This is a genomic window from Mesorhizobium sp. B2-3-13, from assembly GCF_006442195.1.
Classification (GTDB): Bacteria; Pseudomonadota; Alphaproteobacteria; order Rhizobiales; family Rhizobiaceae; genus Mesorhizobium; species Mesorhizobium salmacidum.
Map to the genome: position 1 here is coordinate 104519 of NZ_VFVQ01000003.1, position 20569 is coordinate 125087.

Genomic DNA, 20569 nt, shown 5'->3' on the forward strand with positions numbered 1-20569 from the left:
GAATTCGCGGGTCCATTGATCGCCGACCTGGGGAGCGCTACCCAATGCTCCAGAACATCTTGCGAAGAGCGCGGCCCCATCCGCACCCTTCGCTTGTGAGATCATAGTTGCGTCGGCGCTAAAGTTTCCTTAATTCGCACGACTTCCACAGGTTTTCTCTAGCTGTGACTGTACGCGCGTAAAGTTTTGCATCGCGATCCCGGGATAACACCCTATTTGGCGCTTTGAATTTGAAACTGCTGCAAATGAAACTGAATTTCGAATTCGTTACGCCAATCGATGTCGTATTTGCTTGCGCGTAACCACCGCGAAGCTGGAATCTTGACAGTGATGCCGGACGAAGTTTCTTCGAGGAGTGCGGAAATGAGCGACAACCACCATGGATCATGTCTGTGCGGAGCGGTCCGCTTCCGGACAAGTGGGACGTTGCGTGGCGTTGTCTACTGCCATTGTTCGCAATGCCGCAAACAGAGCGGGCATTTCTATGCAGCGACCAATGTTGCCGACCCCGACATCGTGATCGACGGTACGGAAAGCATCACCTGGTACGAGGCTTCTTCCTTTGCCAAGCGCGGCTTTTGCAAGACATGCGGCTCGCTGCTGTTCTGGAAGCCACGGGACGAGGCTTATACCTCGGTTCTGGCGGGATCGTTCGACACGCCGACAGCGCTCAAGGGCGAATGCCATATCTTCGTCGGCGACAAAGGCGACTACTATTCGATCGACGACGGCCTGCCGCAGTTTGAAAAGTCGACGCCATCCATACCGGTCGCTGAATGAAATTTGGACGATCAGCCTTATTCCATTGATCGGGGCATTGCTTTATCCCGGGCCGGTGATTCCGAGAGGGGCCTTGGCATGCAGCGGCTGATCGATGCATTTATCAATTCGGTGCGGGCATTTCGCAAGCTTGCGGTCAGCGAGAAGGCTTTCCAGCAGGAACTGATGCTGCTGGTGCTGGCGTTGCCCGCTGGCTGGTTCGTTTCGGTGTCGTGGCGTGGTTACGCGCTGCTGATCGGCGCGGTGCTCCTCTTGATCATGGTCGAAGTTCTGAACACCGGCATCGAGGCGGCGTGCGACGCAATTTCTCGTGAGTTCCATATCGACATCCAGCTCGCCAAGGATTGCGGCTCGCTGGCGGTGCTGATTTCAGTCGTGATTGCCGGCGGCGTCTGGGGCATCGCTCTCATCGAGCGCATAGCGGGGGTGCAGATCTGAAACTTTGATCCCTGTATGACAGTCACCAAAGGAGACCGTCATGGCAGAGCTCACGAATTCCTCGCTTCTCGAACGGCTGGGCCTGCCGGAAGACCTGCGCTGGCTGGCCGAAAAGTATCCGCGCGAGAACTGGCAGGCCCACGCCAACATTCATGGCATGGCCAATATGTGGCTGCAGCGGCACGACATGTTCCGCGAACTCGGCGGCATGCTCGGCGTCGGCATTGGCAACTATCGCGAAGGCAGACTGACGGCCCCCGATTTCGCGCGCTGGTTCGCGCCGCGCCTCAACCATTTTCTCGGGCATCTCGACGGCCACCACAATGTCGAGGATTACCAATATTTCCCGGCTTTCACCAAGGCGGAGCCCCGTCTGAAACGTGGCTTCGACATTCTCGATGCCGATCACCACACGATCCACGAAGGACTGGAGCGCAACGCCGAGGCAGCGAATGCCTTCATCCGTACACTTCAGGAGAGTGAGGACAAGCAGCGCTTCGCCGCCGATGCTTATGCCGACGAAAACAGCCGACTGATCGCAATGCTGACCCGGCATCTCGCCGATGAGGAGGATCTGATCATCCCGCTCATTCTCGATCGGGGTGATCAGGGGCTCGGCATCGACTAGTCAGGTCAAAACTCCTTGGCGCGTTCCCGCTTGGCGATGTGGCGGGCGACAAGCCATGCAAGCACGGCCACGGCAAGGCCGATGCCAAGCCCGACGAACAACCGCTCGTGGCGCATCAGCGCCTGGCCAACCAATTCTTCGGCCCCCAATCCGAAGACATAACCGATCGTGCTGAACAGCACCGCCCAGATCACCGATGAGATGGCGTTGAGGATAACGAAGCGCGGCGCCGCTATGGTCGAAAGGCCGGCCGCCACGCCGCCGACCAGGCGCATGCCGTAGACGTAGCGGTTCGACAGCACGAAGATGTTGGGATGAGTGTTGAGCAGGCGGTAGGCGCGGCGAAAGCCGGGCCGCCGGCGCAGCCTGACGACATGGCGATTGTCGGCGAAACTCCTGCCGAGGGTGAAGAAGAAGGTGTCGCCGGCGAAGGCACCCAGCGCTGCCGCGACAAAGGCATGCCACAGTACGAAAACATGCTGGTGAGCGAAGAAGCCACCCAGGATTGCGGCACTTTCGCCTTCGGCCACGCAGCCGAGAAAAACCGCCAGCAACCCGTATTGTTCAATGAAATGGTGGATCGCGTCGGTCATGAAGCTGACTGCTGTGACAGTCTTTCATCGATCCGCTTGACCATTTCCGCCAGCCGCACGATCTCGTCGCGCATGCCCATGATCTCGCTGTGGCGCAGTTCGTCCAGTTTCTCATGCAGCGCCATGATCTCGATCTCGGCCTTCAGATTGACCTCGTAGTCATGGGCGGCATCGATGCGGTCGCGCTCGGTCTGGCGGTTCTGCGCCATCATGATCACCGGCGCCTGCAGGGCGGCGACCATCGACAGCACCAGGTTGAGGAAGATGAAGGGGTAGGGGTCGAACGCATCGCGCGACAACAGCCAGACATTGCCTGATGTCCACACGATCAGGAAGGCGACGAAGGTCAGGATGAACGACCAGGAGCCACCGATGCGGGCTATCGTATCGGCAAGGCGGTCGCCAAAGGTCTGGTGGAAGGCCACGGCCTTGTTGGTGTCCCTGGTGATGGTGGTACGCTCGATGGTGCTTTGCAGCACCCGGCTCTCCAGCTGGCTCAGCCCATCCGGCTTTCGCCTCAGCCAGCGGTTCGCCAGATCGTCGATCGTCCTGTTCATGGTCGTCTCCAAGCGCTTTGCTGCGCTAGAGGTAGAGGCTGCCGGCCCGGGCGGGAAGTGCTAGATTGAGGCGAAACGAGGGGGACCGATGGCCGACTTCAAAAAAATTCGTGCTCGCGCGGCAAATCGCAAGGGCGGTGAGGCGGAACTGACCTCCCTGTTGGGGCCGATGCCCGACAATGCGGTGGTGGCCGACATCACCGATGACCGTATCCTCTCGACGATGGCCGAGCGCGTCTTCGCAGCCGGCTTCGTCTGGCGGGTCATCGAGCAGAAATGGCCTGGATTCGAAGAGGCGTTCCTGCGCTTCGAGCCCAAGCGGCTGTTGTTCCAGCCTGACGATTTCTGGTACGACCTGGCTTTGGATCAACGCATCGTGCGCAATCCGCAGAAGATCAAATCCGTTCGCGACAACGCCGCTTTCGTTGAACGCGTGTCCAGGGAACATGGCGGCTTCGGCAATTTTCTCGCCGAATGGCCCGCCGACGACCAGATCGGGCTGATGGCCTATCTGGGCAAGCATGGCAGCCGGCTCGGCGGCAACACCGGCCAGTATTTCCTGCGCTGGCTGGGCTGGGATGCTTTCGTCATTTCGGCCGACATGGCGGCCGCACTTCGCGACGCGGGCCTCGACATCGCCGAAAATCCGACATCGAAGAAAGACCTCGACAAAGTCCAGATCCAGATCAACCGATGGGCTGACGAGACAGGCCTGCCGCGCCGGCACATCTCGCGCATCCTGGCGATGTCGATCGGCGAAAACCACTCTCCGCAATCGTTGCGCGACTATATGGGCGACGATTGACGGTCTGAATTGGTCCAAACAAACGCCATTGCGAGGTGAATTCCGCCGCGCTAAGTCAGCAGCATGACCAAGAAGCTCGACATACTGCGTATCGCCATCGCCCAGCTCAACCCGACCGTCGGTGACGTCGCCGGCAACCTCGCCAAGGCACGCGAGGCGAGGGCGGATGCCGCCCGCCAGGGCGCCGATCTCGTGCTCTATACCGAGCTTTTCCTTGCTGGCTATCCGCCGGAGGATCTGGTGCTGAAGCCGGCCTTCCTCAGGGCATGCGAGCGCGCCGCCGAGGACTTTGCCGCCGATACCGCCGACGGCGGTCCGGGCGTCATCATCGGCACGCCGCTGAAGCGCAAGAGCGGCACGCATAATTCCATCGTCTTCGCCGATGGCGGCAAGATCATTGCCGAACGCTACAAGCTCGACCTGCCGAATTACGGCGAGTTCGACGAGAAGCGCGTCTTCCAGGCAGGGCCCGAGATCCAGGGACCGGTCAACTTCCGCGGCGTGCGCATAGGCATACCGATCTGCGAGGACATCTGGGGCGAGGTCGGCATCTGCGAGACGCTGGCCGAAAGCGGCGCGGAAATCCTGCTGGTGCCGAACGGTTCGCCCTACTATCGCGCCAAGATCGACGTTCGCCACCAGGTCGTTATCAAGCAGGTCATCGAATGCGGATTGCCGATGATCTATGCCAACCAGCTCGGCGGCCAGGACGAGCTGATCTTCGACGGCGCCTCCTTCGCCATCGGGGCGGACAAGACGCTCGCCTTCCAGATGAGCCAGTTCGAGGACGCGGTCGACGTCACCATCTGGAAACGTACGGATAACGGCTGGGTCTGCTCGCAAGGACCTATGTCGAAAATCCCGGACAAGGAGGAGGCCGACTACCGCGCCTGCATGCTCGGCCTGCGCGACTACGTCAACAAGAACGGCTTCAAGAATGTGGTGCTCGGTCTGTCCGGCGGCATCGATTCGGCGATCTGTGCCGCCCTTGCGGTCGATGCGCTCGGCGAGGAGCGGCTGCGTGCCGTCATGATGCCTTATCGCTACACCTCGAAGGACTCGCTTAGGGATGCCGAGGACTGCGCCCGTGCGCTCGGCTGCCGCTATGACATCGTGCCGATCTTCGAGCCGGTCGAAGGATTTTTGCACACGCTGACGCAGTTGTTCGAAGGCACCAAGGAAGGCATCACCGAGGAGAATTTGCAGAGCCGTGCGCGCGGCACCATCCTGATGGCGATCTCCAACAAATTCGGCTCCATGGTAGTGACCACGGGCAACAAGAGCGAGATGTCGGTCGGCTACGCCACGCTCTATGGCGACATGAACGGCGGCTTCAATCCGATCAAGGACCTTTACAAGATGCAGGTGTATGCGCTGTCGCGCTGGCGCAACAGTCATGTGCCGCCGGGCGCGCTCGGACCTTCGGGCGAGGTGATCCCGAAGAACATCATCGACAAGGCGCCGTCGGCCGAATTGCGCGAGAACCAGACAGACCAGGATTCGCTGCCGCCCTATCCGGTGCTGGACGATATTCTGGAATGCCTGGTCGAGAACGAAATGGGCGTCGACGACATCGTCGCGCGTGGCCACGACCGGGCGACGGTGACGCGCATCGAACATCTGCTCTACATCGCCGAATACAAGCGCCGGCAGGCGGCACCGGGTGTGAAGATCACCAGGAAGAATTTTGGCCGCGACCGCCGCTATCCCATCACCAACCGTTTCAGGGATGGTGGATAGGCGTCTTTTCGCTTGCTGAGCGAGAGTGCGCGATGTTGCGGGCGCAAGCATGGCGACTGTCGCGGATCGATTTCCGAGCGACCTCCGGCCTGTTGATGGCCTGCCGGGTGAAAACCATGCGGCGACGATAGACACAGGTCCGACTGTTGCAAAATCGCCTCATCGGCTGGATCAGAAGTGCTTTTGGCCATGGCTTGCCTTGGCGAACGATCGAAGCGTCCGTATAACGGCGTCTCCGCGATTCCCTTCAGGGAGGACCGAATGCCAGGATTTGACATCGTTATGCGAGGCCGCGAGGCCTAGGTCTGCGCCGGTGTTCCGAAGTATCGGAACCACACCGGACGCAGGAAAGGCATTTGCCGCTGCCGGTCGCCGCCCAAGGGCAGGCGACCAACCATAGCCGAACCTCCGCATTCAAGGGCAATTCGCTCCGGCGCGGTTTTTCAATTTTCGACCTTACTGGGATCGGGCTCGTTTGCGCCCGAATGACATCATGGCTCGTTTCAAGATCGATTTGCGCGCCAGCGCCTTTCGCAGCGTTCTTGGGTTCACGCTCATACATTGGCGGCGTCAGCCCTGGCGGCTCTCGCTGATCATGGGCGGTTTCCTGCTGTCGACGCTGGCCGACGTGCTGACACCGCTCTATTCCGGCCGGCTGGTCGACGCCGTCGCCAGCAGCGCCGGCGCGGACGCCATTGCCTGGAATGCAGCGATGACGGCATTCTTGATTCTGATGGCGCTGGCGCTCACCGGGGTCGTGCTGCGCAACCTTGCCTTCATGGGTATCGTTGAGTTGACACTCAAGATGATGGCCGACATCGCGGCCGACGCCTTCCATCGCGTTCAGCGCTTTTCGACCGATTGGCATGCCAACAGTTTTGCCGGCTCGACCGTGCGCAAGGTGACGCGCGGCATGTGGGCGCTCGACCTGCTGAACGACACCATCCTGATCGCGCTGCTGCCGTCCGTTGTCATGCTCGCCGGCTCGACGCTGCTGCTCGGCTGGTTCTGGCCGCTGATGGGCGTGGTCGTCGCAGCCGGCTCGGTGCTGTTCATCATGGTGACGGCGATGCTGTCGCTCGGCTATGTCGCGCCGGCGGCAAGGCTCGCCAACACCTGGGACACGCGTCTCGGTGGTTCGCTGGCCGACGCGGTGAGCTGCAACGCCGTGGTCAAGGGCTTTGGCGCCGAGGAGCGCGAGGAGCGCCGCCTCGCCAGGGTGGTTGCCAAATGGCGCGCCCGCACACGGCGCACCTGGGTGCGCGGCACCATCAACGGCACCACGCAAGGGGCGCTGCTGCTGGTCATGCGCGCCGCGGTGATCGGCCTGGCGCTGATGCTGTGGTCGTGGGGGCAGGCGAGCGCCGGCGATGTCGCCTTTGTGCTGACCTCGTTCTTCGTGCTGCAAGGCTATTTGCGCGATATCGGCACGCACATCCGCAATTTGCAGCGTTCAATCAACGACATGGAGGAACTGGTCGATTTCCAGTCGGAACCGCTCGGTATCGAAGATCGGCCCGGCGCCGGACCGATTGCCATCACGCAAGGTCACATTGCCTTCGACAACGTCACCTTCCACTACGGCAATCACCGGTCGCCGCTCTACCGCGACTTTTCGGTCGACATCGCGCCAGGCGAACGTGTCGGGCTCGTCGGTCACTCGGGTTCGGGCAAGACGACATTCGTTAAGCTCATCCAGCGGCTCTATGACGTTAACGCGGGAAAGATCGTGATCGATGGCCAGGATATCTCTCAGGTCGCCCAGGCGTCGCTGCGCGGCCAGATCGCCATCGTCCAGCAGGAACCGATCCTGTTCCACCGTTCGCTGGCCGAAAACATCGCCTATAGCAGGCCAAGCGCCAGCCAAGAGGAGATCGAGCATGCCGCCAGGCTGGCGAGCGCGCACGACTTCATCGCCAACCTGCCGAAGGGCTATGGCACGCTGGTTGGCGAGCGTGGCGTGAAACTGTCGGGCGGCGAGCGCCAGCGCGTGGCCATCGCCCGCGCTTTCCTGGCCGATGCGCGCATCCTGATCCTGGACGAGGCGACGTCGAGCCTCGATTCGGAATCCGAGGTGCTGATCCAGCAGGCGATGGAACGGCTTATGGTCGGCCGCACGACGCTGGTCATCGCGCATCGGCTTTCGACGGTGAGGGCACTCGACAGGCTGCTGGTCTTCGATCGCGGCAAGATCGTCGAGGAAGGCTCGCATGACGAGTTGATCCGCCTGAAGGGCGGCATCTACCGCCGCCTGTTCGAGCGCCAGGCGCTGGAGCTGACCAAGGGCCTCGTCGACTGACCTGAGATGGCCTCCGGCTTTGGCCGGAGGCCATCCGGAGTGCCTATCACTTGGCGTATGCTGGCTGAGCGAACCTGCCAGTGAAGCCCTTTTCAGACATCGATTTGCGACGTCTGTTTACGTTACCGACCGAAATTCGTTTCTCTACTTTTGGTTGTTGTATACCAAAGAAGCAATCTAAGCGGTCTCACAATGCGTCTTGATTCCGAAACTACCGGTGTGGAAAAGGTGGCTGCGCCATCGGTGCTGGAATCTCAGCACGGCTCGGTTCGGCCGCTTGCCGCCGAAGATCTCGAGCGCGTCGCCGCACTCTTCCTGACGAAGTTTCGCCGGCGTCGGCGTCACCTCCTCGATCGCGCGATCGCGGAAACGGCGGAGTATATGGGGAAGATCTATCTTGACCCTGCCGGCCAGTCCGGTGAGAGCAACGCTCTTGTCCAGATCAACCCGCAGGGCGATCTAGGTGGGTTCCTTGGCGTCCTGAAAGCCCGTTACGAGCTCAACGGAGCGACATTGAATGCGGCGATCATCGGTCCGTTCATGGCCGACCCTGGCGCCGATCACGGCTCGGCCGGACCGCAATTGCTGCGTGCCTTGCATCAAGGCGAATTCGATCTGCAGCTGACCGATTCGGCCAACCGGGTATCTCTGGCCTTCGCTCGTCCGATGAAATACCAACTCCTGCCGGTCCATTGTTTGGAATGGACCTATGTTTTCCGACCGGCCGCGATGGCCGCCGCCGCATTGCACCGCAAATGGCCTCGCCTGCCTCGCCTGGCACTCGATCCCTGCGCGAGAGCATTCGACGTTCTCGCGAAACGAAGGTTCGAACCGTCCGTCCAGCATTTATCGTCGCAACGGGTCCATGCCGAGCCGATCAATGCCGGGCAATTTGCAGAGCGGCTGCCGACCCTCCTGTCCGATTATGCCCTTCGCCCGAGTTGGAAGGATGGCGAACTGCCCCGGCTGCTCGCACTGGCGACTGAGAAGCGGGCCGACGGCCCCCTTCATTTCGGCGGGACTTACGACGCGACGGGCAAAATGCTCGGTTGCTACGCCTTCTACGGTCAAGCCGGCGACATAGCGATCCTGTTGCAAATCCAGGCTTCCGGACACCACTGGGGCGCGACGCTGGAAGGCCTTGTCGCGGCTGCGCGGGATATGGGCTGCGTGGGTATCACCGGACAGACCCAGAGCAGGTTCATGCCTCACCTCTTCGGCTACAGGAATCTCTTCTTCCGTTATGCCGGGGGGACGATGGTCCGCTCGCGAATCCCCGATGTCACGGAAGCGGTCCGCTCCGGCGACATCGCTATCGGCGGGTTGATGGGCGACCGCTGGACCCGCCTCAGTTCCGACGACTTCGGCCGCTGATCGTCTTCAACGACCTTTTCGTCGACTCCGCCGGTTGGCTGCACCCTCTTATGGCGGTGCCGCCAGGCTGGCCGCCGCCATCCGCCGCTTGAGGCTGCCCGGCACGGTCTTTTCATTCCAGTCGCCATGTTCTATGTCTGCGGCACGGCGCGGGGGCGCGTCTTGTCAATCACAAAGGCATACGGTACGCCCCGCTCATGACAGTTACCGTTCGTTTCGCCCCGTCACCAACCGGCCGCATCCATATCGGCAATGCGCGCACAGCTCTGTTCAACTGGCTGTTTGCCCTCAACAACAAGGGCCGCTTCATCCAGCGCTTCGACGACACCGACATCGCCCGCTCGAAGCAGGAATTCGCCGACGCCATCCTCTACGACCTGCACTGGCTGGGCATCTTCCCGGATGTCACCGATTATCAGTCGCGGCGCTTCGAAGTCTATGACGCTGCGGTCGAGCGGCTGAAGGCGGCGGGTGTTCTCTACGCCTGCTATGAAACGCCGGAAGAACTCGACCTCAGGCGCAAGGTGCGCCGCACGCGAGGCCTGCCGCCGGTCTATGGCCGCGAGGCATTGGCGCTGACGACAGAGCAGGTGGCCGAATATCAGGCCGACGGGCGCCGGCCCCATTGGCGTTTCCTGCTGCCCAATTTCTCCAGCGATCCGCGGCAGCCGGAGCGCACCGAGATCCACTGGGACGATCTGGTGCGTGGCGAGGAGACGGTGGATCTGGCTTCGCTGTCCGATCCGGTGCTGGTGCGTGAGGATGGCACCTATCTCTACACGCTGCCCTCCGTTGTCGACGACATCGAGATGGGCGTCAGCCACGTCATCCGCGGCGACGATCATGTCACGAACACCGGCGTGCAGATCGCCCTGTTCAAGGCGCTGGGTGCCGAGCCGCCGGTCTTCGGCCACCACAATCTCCTGACCACCGTCTCGGGCGAGGGGCTGTCGAAGCGCACCGGCGCACTTTCCATCGAGAGCCTGCGCGAAGACGGCATCGAGCCGATGGCCGTCGCTTCGCTGGCCGTGCTGGTCGGCACGTCGGAGAATGTCGCGGCCGCGCATGACCTGGCCGAACTTGCCGGCCATTTCGATCCGGCCGCGACCTCGAAATCGTCGTCCAAGTTCGATCCGGCCGAACTGTTCGTGCTCAACCGGGTGCTGCTGCAGCGTATGCCGTTCGACGAGGCGCGGGACCGGCTGATGGTGCTGGGTATTTCAGGCGAACACGCCGAACCGTTCTGGCTGGCGGTGCGCGGCAATATCGACCGGTTGGCCGATGCGGTTGCCTGGTGGCGTGTCCTGCGCGAAGGGCCGCAGGAGAAGCCCGAGTTTTCCGATGACGACCGCGATTTTCTGCATCAGGCACTCGATCTCCTGCCTGAGGAACCGTGGAACGGGACGGTCTGGAAGGATTGGACCGGCAAGATCAGGGAAGCGACCGGCCGCAAGGGCAAGGCGCTGTTCATGCCGCTCAGGCTTGCCCTTACTGGACTGCCTTCGGGGCCGGAGCTCGCAGATCTATTGCCGCTGATGGGTCGGGAAGGAACGATGGCCCGACGACCCTGACCTTGCGCTGTTCCGGAGGCAGGGCCGAAACCGGCGATGTCACCGGCTTGGCCGAAAGGCGCTTGATGGCTTCACGGTCGAGTCCGCCGTCTCTATTGGCCAGGGTCTCGGGGTCGGCACCCGGATCAGGCTTCGAGGCCGCAATAGTCGGCGCCGCATCTGGTTCGGGCTGTGATTGTTGCTGACTTGGCGGGTTGCCGCCAATGATCTGGAAATTCTGCGCGGCATTGCAGCCGCAAGCGGGCGGCCGCGACATGTTGGGTTGTTTGTAGAGATAGGCGGTTGACAATTCGCCATAGGGCCTGCCGGTGACCGATGACGTCATCGATGCCGAATCGTCGTCCATGCCGCGCGAATAGAAAACCTGCATCTCGGTGCCGGGGCAGGCCGATTCGCAATTCTTCTGGTCGCGCTCGAAATCGCCGGCCGAGGCGGCGTTCGACATGGGGAAGAAATATCCATCGCAGGTGCGGACGCAACTGGTGTGGAATTCGCCGCCGCTGCTCGCAACGTCCGGAATGCCGGGCTGGTTGAGGACGCGGCTGACGTCGCGTTCCTCGCCGGAATCGTCAGGCTGGTCCAACGTATCGATCTGCCGGTTGCCGCCGCCGAAAAGCTGATCGAAGAGATTGGCATTGGCCCCATCTTCACGATTGGCTTCCTGCGGAGGCGCGCGGCGGGGTGCCACTGCATCGTCACGGCAGTCATTGGCATCGAGCGCCGCCAGAATACGGCCCCGGTCGCGGCGTGAACCGCCGCCGCCGGCGAGTTGGGCACGCTTGGCCTGCAGACTGTCGAGATTGGCATTCATGCGCTCGATAGTGGCGTTCAGCCTGGCACACTGGTTGATGTTGCGCGAAAACAGCGAGAACCCACAGCCGGCACTGTTCGCCTGGCCGCGAGCCTTCGAGATCTGTTCGCGCTGCCTTTCGATCGCGGCGTCGTATTTCCGGACCAGTGCCGGGCCGCCGCCACCGCCGCGTGAGGCCGCGGCGAGATCGGCCTCCAGTTGACGGCAGACCCGTGAAGCGGCCTGCGGCTCGCCGACCGCTGCGCCGGACAGCAGAAGGCCAAGCAGCACGGCAGCATGGGCCTGCTTCAAACCTCCGCTTGCCATCCGCCTCGATCCCGCTTGCCTCTGGTCGCCAAGGCTAACCCGTTCGCGGTTAATCGTCCATTTCGGAAGTCAGTCCAGATTGGCGATCGCCTGCGCCTTGTGCGCGGCTTCGACCACCGCCAGCGCCGTCATGTTAACGACGCCGCGCGAGGTCACCGAGGGCGTCAATATGTGCGCCGGCTTGTCGGTGCCGAGGAGGATGGGGCCGACATGCAGGGCATCCATCATGGCCCGCAGCGCCGTCAGCGTGATGTTGGCCGAATCGAGGTTCGGGAACACCAGGAGGTTGGCTTCGCCCTTCAGACGCGAATGCGGATAGACGCGCTGGCGCAGATGCTCCGACAAAGCGGAATCGGCATGCATTTCGCCGTCGCACTGCAGCTCCGGCGCGATGCGCGCCAGAATGGCCGCTGCCTGACGCATCTTCAGCGCGCTCGGCGAATCACGCGAGCCGAAATCCGAATGCGACAGCAGTGCCGCCTTCGGCTCGATGCCGAAACGCTGGATTTCTTCCGCCGCCAGCACGGTCATCTCGGCGATTTCGTCGGCCGTGGGGTCGACGGAGACGTGAGTGTCGGTAAGGAAGATGATGCCGCGCTGCGAGATCAGCATGGAAAGGGTCGACAGGTCCCGATCCTTGATGCCGGTGCGCGGCCCAATGATTAGCGTCACGTTGCGCAGATGCCGCTCGAAACGGCCTTCGAGGCCACAGACCATGGCGTCGGCGTCGCCGCGCTTCAGCGCCAACGCCGCGATCACCGTGTTGTCGGTGCGCACCATGGTACGCGCGGCCTCTGTCGTCACGCCGCGGCGGCCGGCGAGTTCGATCAGGAGGTCGACATAGTGGCGGTAGCGCGGATCGTCCTCCGGGTTGATCAGGCCGAAATCGACACCGGGCTTGATGCGCAGGCCATAACGCTTCAGCCTGACCTCGATGACGTGCGGGCGGCCGATCAGGATCGGCTCGGCGATACCTTCCTCAAGCACAACCTGGGCGGCACGCAGGACACGCTCGTCCTCGCCGTCGGCGTAGATGACGCGTTTGGCGCTCGAGGACTTGGCGGAGGAGAACACCGGCTTCATCACCAGACCGGAGCGGAAGACGAAGCGATTGAGCTTGTCGATATAGGCGGCGAAGTCCGTGATCGGCCGTGTCGCCACACCGGTGTCGCAAGCTGCCTTGGCGACGGCCGGCGCGATGCGCAGGATGAGGCGCGGGTCGAAGGGCGAGGGGATCAGGAATTCGGGTCCGAAGATCGGCGTTTCGCCCGAATAGGCGCGCGCGGCGACATCGGAAGGTTCTTCGCGGGCGAGGGCGGCGATCGCCCGCACCGCCGCCATCTTCATCTCCTCATTGATGGCGCTGGCGCCGCAGTCGAGCGCTCCCCTGAAGATATAGGGGAAGCAAAGCACGTTATTGACCTGATTGGGAAAATCGGACCGGCCCGTGCAGATCATGGCGTCCGGACGCGCTGCGCGCGCCACTTCCGGCATGATCTCCGGATTGGGATTGGCAAGCGCCAGGATCAACGGCTTCGCCGCCATGTGTTGCAGCAGCTCCGGCTTCAGCACACCGGCGGCCGAGAGGCCGAGAAAGACATCGGCGCCCGCTATGACGTCGGCGAGCGTGCGCGCCTCTGTGTCTTTTACATAAGGGTCTTTCCAGCGGTCCATCTCGTCGACACGACCCTTGTAGGCGACGCCGAAACGGTCGGTGACCCAGATGTTCTCGACGCGCACGCCGAGCGAAACGAGCAGATTGAGGCAGGCAAGGGCGGCAGCACCTGCGCCGGAAGTGACGACCTTGATGTCCGAAATGGTCTTGCCGGCGAATTCCAGCCCATTGAGCACGGCGGCGGCGACGATGATGGCGGTGCCGTGCTGGTCGTCATGGAACACCGGTATGCTCATGCGAGCTTTCAGGCGTTCTTCGACTTCAAAACACTCCGGCGCCTTGATGTCCTCGAGGTTGATGCCACCAAAAGTCGGTTCCAGCGCGGCGACGGTTTCGACCATGCGCTCGATTTCCGGCGCGTCGATCTCGATGTCGAAGACGTCGATGCCGGCGAACTTCTTGAACAGGACCGCCTTGCCCTCCATCACCGGCTTGGAGGCCAGCGGCCCGATATTGCCTAGGCCGAGCACGGCCGAGCCGTTCGACACGACGCCGACCAGGTTGGCGCGCGCCGTGTAGTCGGCGGCAGTCGCCGGATCGTCGCGAATCTCCAGGCAAGGGGCGGCGACGCCGGGTGAATAAGCGAGCGCCAGGTCGCGCTGGTTGCCGAGTGGCTTGGTGGCCTGGATCTCGAGCTTTCCCGGCGTCGGGTGCTTATGGAAGTAGAGGGCGGCTTCGTCGAGGTCCGAACGTGCCGTTTTCTTGTTCTCGCCTTCCATGCGGCCGCTCCTCAAACCTGCTTCGAGAGTCCTTTTAGCATGAGGCCAAGATTTTTCGCGACGCTAATTGACGCGCCGGAAGCTTTAAATGCCGGCGCGGGAAAATCCAATAGTTCTCAGCTAGTTACGGTTGTTTCATGCGAAATCAGGTTGCCCTGCTTCGCAGGTCAAAAGGCGCTGACGTAGAGACCGCCGTCGACGGGTATGTTCTGCCCGGTCAGATAGCCGGCGTGGACAGAGCACAGGAAGGCGCAGATCTGGCCGAATTCCTCCGGAGTGCCGAGCCGCTTGGCCGGTACGTCGGCACTGATGCGGGTCTTGCGCGCCGCGGCCGCCTTGGGATCCTCTGGCGTGCCGGCCTCATGCGGGCCGCGCAGCCGGTCGGTATCGAGCTTGCCCGGCAGCAGGCTGTTGATAGTGACGTTGCGCTCGATCACCGTGCGCGCTACCCCGGCGAGGAACGACGTCAGGCCGGCGCGCGCACCAGATGACAGGTCAAGCCCGGGGATGGGGACATAGACCGACAGCGAGGTGATGTTGACGATGCGCCCGAAGCCGCGCGCCGCCATGCCGTCGATGACCGCCTGCACCAGTTCGATCGGCGTCACCATGTTCTGGGTAACGCCTTCGAGGATCTTTCCACGATCGAGCTCGCGGAAATCGCGAAGCGGCGGCCCGCCATTGTTGTTGACGAGGATGTCGGGCTCCGGACAGGCGGCGAGCAACGCTTTCTGTACCTCCGGCTTCGAAACATCGCCGACGACCTCCGTCACCGTCACACCATGGCGCTGGCGCAGCTCCGCGGCGGTTTTGGCGACCAGCTCCGCATTACGCCCATTGACGACGATGTCGCAGCCTGCCTCGCCCAGCGCCATGGCGCAGCCACGACCAAGCCCCTTGCTCGAAGCGCAGACGATGGCCTTCTTTCCGCGGATACCGAGATCCATGATGATTTTCTCCTTGATTTGCCCGGCAGGCTAGCGCCAGCGCTGGACCAATCGCAACCGTCATACGGTTGTTGCATGAATCGGGGCATAGGCTGCTCGAAAGCAAGGGTGAATCCGCGATGCCAGGCCAAGAGCCCCGCACTTTCCGCAGCATGTTCATTTCCGACGTCCATCTCGGATCGAAGGCGGCGAAGGCTGATTTCCTGATCGATTTCCTTCGCTACCACGATGCCGACATCATCTATCTGGTCGGCGATATCGTCGACGGCTGGCGCCTGAGGCGCAGCTGGCATTGGCCGCAAAGCCACAATGACGTCGTGCAGAAACTGCTGCGCAAGGCGCGCAAGGGCGCCTCGATCACCTATATCGCCGGCAATCACGACGAATTCGCCCGCCAGTTCCAGGGCGTGCATTTCGGCGGCATCGTCGTTGCCGACCGCGCCATCCACGAAACCGCCGATGGCCGGCGACTGCTGGTCATCCATGGCGACCAGTTCGATACCGTCGTCCACAACCAGCGTTGGCTCGCCTATCTCGGCGACCATGCCTATGACGCTGCCATGCAGGTTAACCGGGTGATCACGCGGTTGCGCCAATTGCTCGGCCTGCCTTACTGGTCGTTTTCGTCCTGGGCCAAGGTCAAGGTCAAGAAGGCGGTGAACTTCATCGGCTCGTTCCAGACGGTGCTCAGCGAGGAAGCGCGACGCTCGCATGTCGACGGCGTCATCTGCGGGCACATCCACCATGCCGCCATCGAAAGCTATGGCGACGTGCAGTATATCAACACCGGTGACTGGGTGGAGAGTTGCACCGCCGTGGTCGAGCATTTCGACGGCCGCATGGAAATCCTGACCTGGGCGCATATCCTGCCTGAAGCGCCTGACGAACCCTTCATCCCGATGCTCATCGAAGACAGGGTGGTGCAGGCCGCCTGAGGCGGAAGCCGGACCTGCACTTTCTGGTGTTAATCAGCTGGTCCAGCCGGTTTCGCCCGGTTTTTCCTCATGTTAAGGATCGGTTCTCGCTGCTCGCCGGTCGTTGAGCGCAGCGTCATTGGATCGATTCATGCTGCTGCCGCCGCTTTCGCCCGAACAACTCGTGAAGCCGGGCCGTTTTGAGCTGCGCATGAGCCTGATCTTCGGCACGCTGTTCATATCGCTTGGCACCCATTTGCCCTATTTCCCGCTTTGGTTGCAGGCCAAGGGATTTCACGCCGAACAGATCGCCGTCATCCTGGCAGCGCCGATGTTCCTGCGCGTGCTGACGACGCCGCTGCTGACGACACTTGCCGATCGAGCCAGGGACCGCGCCGACGTCTATGTCGTACTGGTCGCGGCCTCGCTGCTGCTCTCCGCGGGGTACTTCCTGACACCGACCTACGCGACTGTGCTGGCGGTGTCGTTGTTGCTGACCGTTGTCTGGACGCCGCATTCGCCGATCGCCGATTCGCTCGCGCTTTCGGGCGTGCGCCGCTTCGGTTCCAATTATGCGAGCATGCGTAAATGGGGGTCGGTCTGCTATCTCCTGGCCAATGTCGCAGGCGGCTTCATTCTGGCGGCCAGCGGCCCTCAAGCCGTTCCGGTGATCATATTCCTTGCCCTTGGCGCGGCACTCGCCGCAGGCCTGCTGGCGCCGCGCATGGGGCGGCCGCGCAAAGCCTCGCCACTGTCGGCGGCGGAAATCCAGCACGCGGCGCCGGGGCTATTTAATGCTTATTTCCTCTATTTCACGCTTGGCGTCGGCATCATCACCGCCAGCCATGCCTTCCTTTACGGCTTCGTCTCGATCTACTGGAAATCGATAGGCATCAGCGATTCCGTCGTCGGCCTGCTGTGGGCTTGGGGCGTCGTCTCCGAAGTCTGCATGTTTTTGTTGTTCAATCGCATTTTCGCCTCCGTATCCGTCGTCCGGGTAATGCTCATTGCCGGCATCGGTTCGATCGTGCGTTGGTTCGCCTTTCCGCTGGTATGGCCGCTCGGCCTTGGCGTCGGCGGGTTCTTCGCCGTGCAGTCGTTGCATTCGGTGTCTGTCGCGATGGTGCTGATCGGCCTGCAGAAGATGATCGCCGAAACCGTGTCCGAAGAGCGCACGGGTGCCGCGCAAGGCATCGCCTATTTTTTCAACGGTTTCTTCATGGCCGCCGTCACGCTTGCGTCCGGTCCGCTCTACGACCGTCTGGGCGTCGACGGGTTCCTTGCGATGATCCCGATCGCGATCATTGGCCTCGTGCTGATCGGGCTTGCCGCGCGCTCAGCCCCACAGCGCCCGGTCCGGCGGTGAGACGAGCGATCCCTGGTAAACGAGGCCCGGCACACGGTCCCGGGCAAGCAGCAGCGGCCCGTCGAGGTCGACGAAATCGGCTCCTTGCGCAAGCAGCACAGCCGGCGCCATTGCCAGCGACGTGCCGACCATGCAGCCGACCATGACGCCAAAGCCCAGTTCACGGGCGCGGTCGCGCAAGGTGAGCGCCGCCGTCAGCCCGCCGGACTTGTCGAGCTTGATGTTGACGGCGTCGTAGAGACCGACAAGCGCTTCGAGGTTCCCCGCTTCGTGAACGCTTTCGTCGGCGCAGACCGGCACCGGATGCGCGATGTGGCGCAGGATGCCGTCCCGGCCCGCCGGCAGCGGCTGTTCGATCAGGGCGATGTCCTGTTCGCCGGCAAAGGCGAAGTTCGCGACAATGTTGTCGTCGGTCCAACCTTCATTGGCATCAAGGATCAGTCGGCTCTCGGGTGCTGCCTGTCTCACCGCCCGGATGCGGGCGATGTCGTTGTCGCCGCCGATCTTGACCTTGAGCAGCGGCCTGCCGGCATTGGCGCGGGCCTGCGCCGCCATCGCTTCCGGTTCGCCGAGCGACAGCGTGTAGGCGGTTTCGAGCTGATGCAACGGGGCCGGCCAGATTGCGTTCGCCACCGGATTGCCGCTGATCTTGGCTTCAAGGTCCCAAAGGGCACAGTCTATGGCGTTACGCCCCGCCCCAGCAGGCATTGCGTCGAGCAGGGCGGTGCGGTCCATCCCGCTGGCGATCCGGTCGCGCATCGCCTCGATAGCATCGCGAACACCCTCCATCGTCTCGCCATACCGCTTATAAGGAACACATTCGCCGCGCCCGACATCGCCACCCTGGCTGATCGTGCACGTGATTACCTCGGCCTCGGTCTTGGAGCCGCGCGAAATGGTGAAGGTTCCGGCGATCGGAAACCGCTCGGCCTCGACCGAAATGACACGCGCCATATTTTTCTGCTCCGGCTATGCGAGAAGGGTTGTCGGCAAATCGACAAGGTCGGACCCATCGGGCTAAACAGGACGCCATGTTGACCATAGGCAAGCGCGACGCAAGCGGCACGACCGCCTCGGGGGGTGACCACGACCCGCGCGTGGCAGTCGGCGAGGAAGGTGGCGTCCTCGGCTGCGCGTTCTCCGGAATCTGGACGACACGGACCGTGGCGCTGATCGACGCCGACATGCGCAAAATCGAGAAACGAAGCGGTTTCAAAACTTTGGCGCTTGATCTTTCAAAAATCGAGAAGATCGATACCGCCGGCGCCTGGCTGATTGACCGGCTGGTCAGCGCCTTCGAGAAGAAGAACGTCGAGGTTCGGCTGCAAGGCCAAAGCGAGATCGCCTCCATCCTGCTCGACGCGGTCGGCGAAGCTGTCCGGCGCGAACCCGAATCCGGACCGGCGCGGCCGCCCAACATTGTCATTCGGGCGCTGGAGGCGGTTGGCCGGCGCGTCTACGAGATGCGCGACGATTTCCTCGCTTCGATGAATATATTGGGCGCCACCATCCGCGGCGCGCAGATGAAGCTCGGCCGCGGCCATGCCGTCAACCCGGCGGCGATCTTCAACCAGATCGATCGCATGGGCGTCGGCGCAATCCCCGTGGTGGTGCTGATGTCGGCGATCGTCGGCGCCATCGTTGCCCAGCAGGGCGCTTATCAGCTCAGCTATTTCGGCGCCGACATCTTCGTCGTCGATCTCGTCGGCGTGCTGATCCTGCGCGAACTCGGCGTGCTGATGACGGCAATCATGATCGCCGGCCGCTCCGGCAGCGCGATCACCGCCGAAATCGGCTCGATGAAGATGCGCGAGGAGGTCGACGCGCTGAAGGTCATCGGCCTCAATCCGATCGGCGTCCTGGTCTTTCCGCGCCTTGTAGCGCTGGTGATCGCCTTGCCCTGCCTGACGATCATCGCCAATTTCGCCGCACTCGGCGGCGGCATTGTCGCTGCCTGGCTTTACTCCGATATCCCACCCGCTGCCTTCATCGACCGGTTGCGTGTCGCAATCGATCTCAGCACGATTTTCGCCGGGCTGATCAAGGCGCCGTTCATGGCCATGATCATCGGCACGATCGCCTCCGTCGAGGGCATGAAGGTCGGCGGCAGTGCCGAATCGCTCGGCCAGCACGTGACCGCTTCGGTGGTGAAGTCGATCTTCGTCGTCATCATCCTCGACGGGCTTTTCGCCATGTTCTACGCAGCGATCGAGTTCTGACAAGATGGCGAAGGGCAACGGGATAGAGGTGAAGGGCGAGGACGACAGTGAAATCGTCCTCTCGGTGCACGACGTCACCGTTGCCATTGACGACAAGCTGATCCTCGACAAGCTGTCGCTCGACATCACGCGCGGCGAGATACTGGGGTTCGTCGGAGCCTCGGGCGCCGGCAAGTCCGTGCTGTTGCGCACCATTCTCGGGCTGATGCCCAAGCAGTCGGGAACAATCAAACTGTTCGGCGTCGACGTCGACAAGGCAAGCGATATCGAGCGGCTACGCATCGACATGCGTCTTGGCGTACTGTTCCAGCATGGTGCGCTGTTTTCGGCGCTGACCGTGATGGAGAACGTGCAGGTGCCGATGCGCGAATATCTCGACCTGCCCAGGAAGCTGATGGACGAGCTGGCGCTGCTGAAGATCGAGCTGGTCGGCCTGCCGCCGGACGCGGCGCAGAAATTTCCCTCCGAGCTCTCCGGCGGCATGATCAAGCGTGCCGCGCTTGCCAGGGCGCTGGCGCTTGATCCGGACATCGTCTTTCTCGACGAGCCGACGTCGGGCCTCGATCCGATCAGCGCGGCCGAGTTCGACGAGCTCGTCGTCAAGCTGCGCGACACCATGGATCTGACCGTTTACATGGTGACCCACGACCTCGACACGCTGTTTACCGCTTGCGACCACGTGGCGGTGCTCGGCAAGAAAAAGGTGCTGGTCGAAGGCAGTATCGACGACATGCTGAAGAGCGAGGAACCGTGGGTGAAATCCTATTTCCGCGGAAAACGCGCCCGGCAACTTGATCTTGCCGCACGTGCATAGCCATAAGTGAAGC

General features: G+C 62.4%; 18 protein-coding genes. 12 read left to right on the forward strand and 6 right to left on the reverse strand.

Annotated elements, in window-relative coordinates; translation table 11 throughout:
* Positions 1–363 precede the first annotated feature (363 nt).
* The 3 genes from FJ941_RS05155 (at position 364) to FJ941_RS05165 (ending at position 1846) form a co-directional block, all read left to right on the forward strand.
* The gene (locus tag FJ941_RS05155; protein ID WP_140503622.1) at positions 364–780 is read left to right on the forward strand and encodes a GFA family protein; all 417 of its coding nucleotides are present in this window, start codon (positions 364–366) and stop codon (positions 778–780) included.
* A gap of 78 nt (positions 781–858) precedes the next feature.
* A complete protein-coding gene (locus FJ941_RS05160; RefSeq protein WP_140503624.1) occupies positions 859–1218 on the forward strand; it encodes a diacylglycerol kinase in 360 nt (119 codons plus the stop codon).
* A 40-nt stretch (positions 1219–1258) separates the two neighbouring features.
* Complete coding sequence (locus FJ941_RS05165) at positions 1259–1846, forward strand: hemerythrin domain-containing protein (protein WP_140503626.1); 588 nt, start codon at positions 1259–1261, stop codon at positions 1844–1846.
* A 5-nt stretch (positions 1847–1851) separates the two neighbouring features.
* Here FJ941_RS05165 and FJ941_RS05170 read toward each other — a convergent pair whose 3' ends face one another.
* Both FJ941_RS05170 and FJ941_RS05175 read right to left on the reverse strand, forming a co-directional pair.
* The gene (locus tag FJ941_RS05170) at positions 1852–2439 is read right to left on the reverse strand and encodes a DedA family protein (RefSeq protein ID WP_140503628.1); all 588 of its coding nucleotides are present in this window, start codon (positions 2437–2439) and stop codon (positions 1852–1854) included.
* Positions 2436–2996: a DUF1003 domain-containing protein gene (locus tag FJ941_RS05175; RefSeq protein WP_140503630.1), complete on the reverse strand. Its 561-nt coding sequence runs from the start codon at positions 2994–2996 to the stop codon at positions 2436–2438. The genes FJ941_RS05170 and FJ941_RS05175 overlap by 4 nt, the downstream gene beginning before the upstream one ends.
* An 88-nt stretch (positions 2997–3084) precedes the next feature.
* Between FJ941_RS05175 and FJ941_RS05180 the strand changes: the two genes are divergently transcribed.
* The 5 genes from FJ941_RS05180 to FJ941_RS05200 all read left to right on the forward strand — a co-directional run bounded on the left by FJ941_RS05180 (position 3085) and on the right by FJ941_RS05200 (position 10785).
* Positions 3085–3801, forward strand: coding sequence for a DNA-3-methyladenine glycosylase I (locus FJ941_RS05180; RefSeq protein ID WP_140503631.1), 717 nt, complete (start codon positions 3085–3087; stop codon positions 3799–3801).
* Between the two features lie 63 nt (positions 3802–3864).
* Complete coding sequence (locus FJ941_RS05185) at positions 3865–5541, forward strand: NAD+ synthase (protein WP_140503633.1); 1677 nt, start codon at positions 3865–3867, stop codon at positions 5539–5541.
* 493 nt (positions 5542–6034) lie between these two features.
* Positions 6035–7840, forward strand: a complete 1806-nt coding sequence (locus FJ941_RS05190) for an ABC transporter ATP-binding protein (RefSeq protein ID WP_140503635.1) — start codon at positions 6035–6037, stop codon at positions 7838–7840.
* 192 nt (positions 7841–8032) lie between these two features.
* Positions 8033–9214, forward strand: coding sequence for a hypothetical protein (locus tag FJ941_RS05195; protein ID WP_140503637.1), 1182 nt, complete (start codon positions 8033–8035; stop codon positions 9212–9214).
* Between the two features lie 197 nt (positions 9215–9411).
* Positions 9412–10785 carry a glutamate--tRNA ligase gene (locus FJ941_RS05200; protein ID WP_140503639.1) on the forward strand — a complete coding sequence of 458 codons (1374 nt, stop codon included), beginning with the start codon at positions 9412–9414 and terminating at the stop codon, positions 10783–10785.
* Here the strand turns inward: FJ941_RS05200 and FJ941_RS05205 are convergent.
* The 3 genes from FJ941_RS05205 to FJ941_RS05215 all read right to left on the reverse strand — a co-directional run bounded on the left by FJ941_RS05205 (position 10703) and on the right by FJ941_RS05215 (position 15243).
* A complete protein-coding gene (locus FJ941_RS05205) occupies positions 10703–11902 on the reverse strand; it encodes a DUF2865 domain-containing protein (protein ID WP_140503641.1) in 1200 nt (399 codons plus the stop codon). The two genes, FJ941_RS05200 and FJ941_RS05205, sit on opposite strands and share 83 nt — an antisense overlap.
* 69 nt (positions 11903–11971) lie before the next feature.
* Positions 11972–14296 (reverse strand): NADP-dependent malic enzyme, encoded by a 2325-nt coding sequence (locus FJ941_RS05210; RefSeq protein ID WP_140503643.1) that lies wholly within the window; start codon positions 14294–14296, stop codon positions 11972–11974.
* A 167-nt stretch (positions 14297–14463) separates the two neighbouring features.
* Entirely contained in the window at positions 14464–15243 is a 780-nt protein-coding gene (locus tag FJ941_RS05215) for an SDR family oxidoreductase (protein ID WP_140503645.1), read from the reverse strand.
* Positions 15244–15395: 152 nt separating this feature from the next.
* Here FJ941_RS05215 and FJ941_RS05220 point away from each other — a divergent pair, with 152 nt between their 5' ends.
* Together FJ941_RS05220 and FJ941_RS05225 are read left to right on the forward strand one after the other, a co-directional pair.
* Complete coding sequence (locus tag FJ941_RS05220) at positions 15396–16178, forward strand: UDP-2,3-diacylglucosamine diphosphatase (protein WP_032936358.1); 783 nt, start codon at positions 15396–15398, stop codon at positions 16176–16178.
* Positions 16179–16308: 130 nt separating this feature from the next.
* Entirely contained in the window at positions 16309–17523 is a 1215-nt protein-coding gene (locus FJ941_RS05225; RefSeq protein ID WP_140503647.1) for an MFS transporter, read from the forward strand.
* Here the strand turns inward: FJ941_RS05225 and dgcA are convergent.
* Complete coding sequence (dgcA, locus tag FJ941_RS05230) at positions 17494–18477, reverse strand: N-acetyl-D-Glu racemase DgcA (RefSeq protein WP_140503649.1); 984 nt, start codon at positions 18475–18477, stop codon at positions 17494–17496. The genes FJ941_RS05225 and dgcA overlap by 30 nt on opposite strands.
* A gap of 77 nt (positions 18478–18554) precedes the next feature.
* On the opposite strand from dgcA, the gene FJ941_RS05235 reads away from it, so the two are divergent.
* On the forward strand, positions 18555–19742 hold the full coding sequence (locus FJ941_RS05235) for an ABC transporter permease (protein WP_140503651.1): 1188 nt from the start codon (positions 18555–18557) through the stop codon (positions 19740–19742).
* Between the two features lie 4 nt (positions 19743–19746).
* Positions 19747–20556 (forward strand): ABC transporter ATP-binding protein, encoded by an 810-nt coding sequence (locus FJ941_RS05240; RefSeq protein WP_140503653.1) that lies wholly within the window; start codon positions 19747–19749, stop codon positions 20554–20556.
* Positions 20557–20569 lie beyond the last annotated feature (13 nt).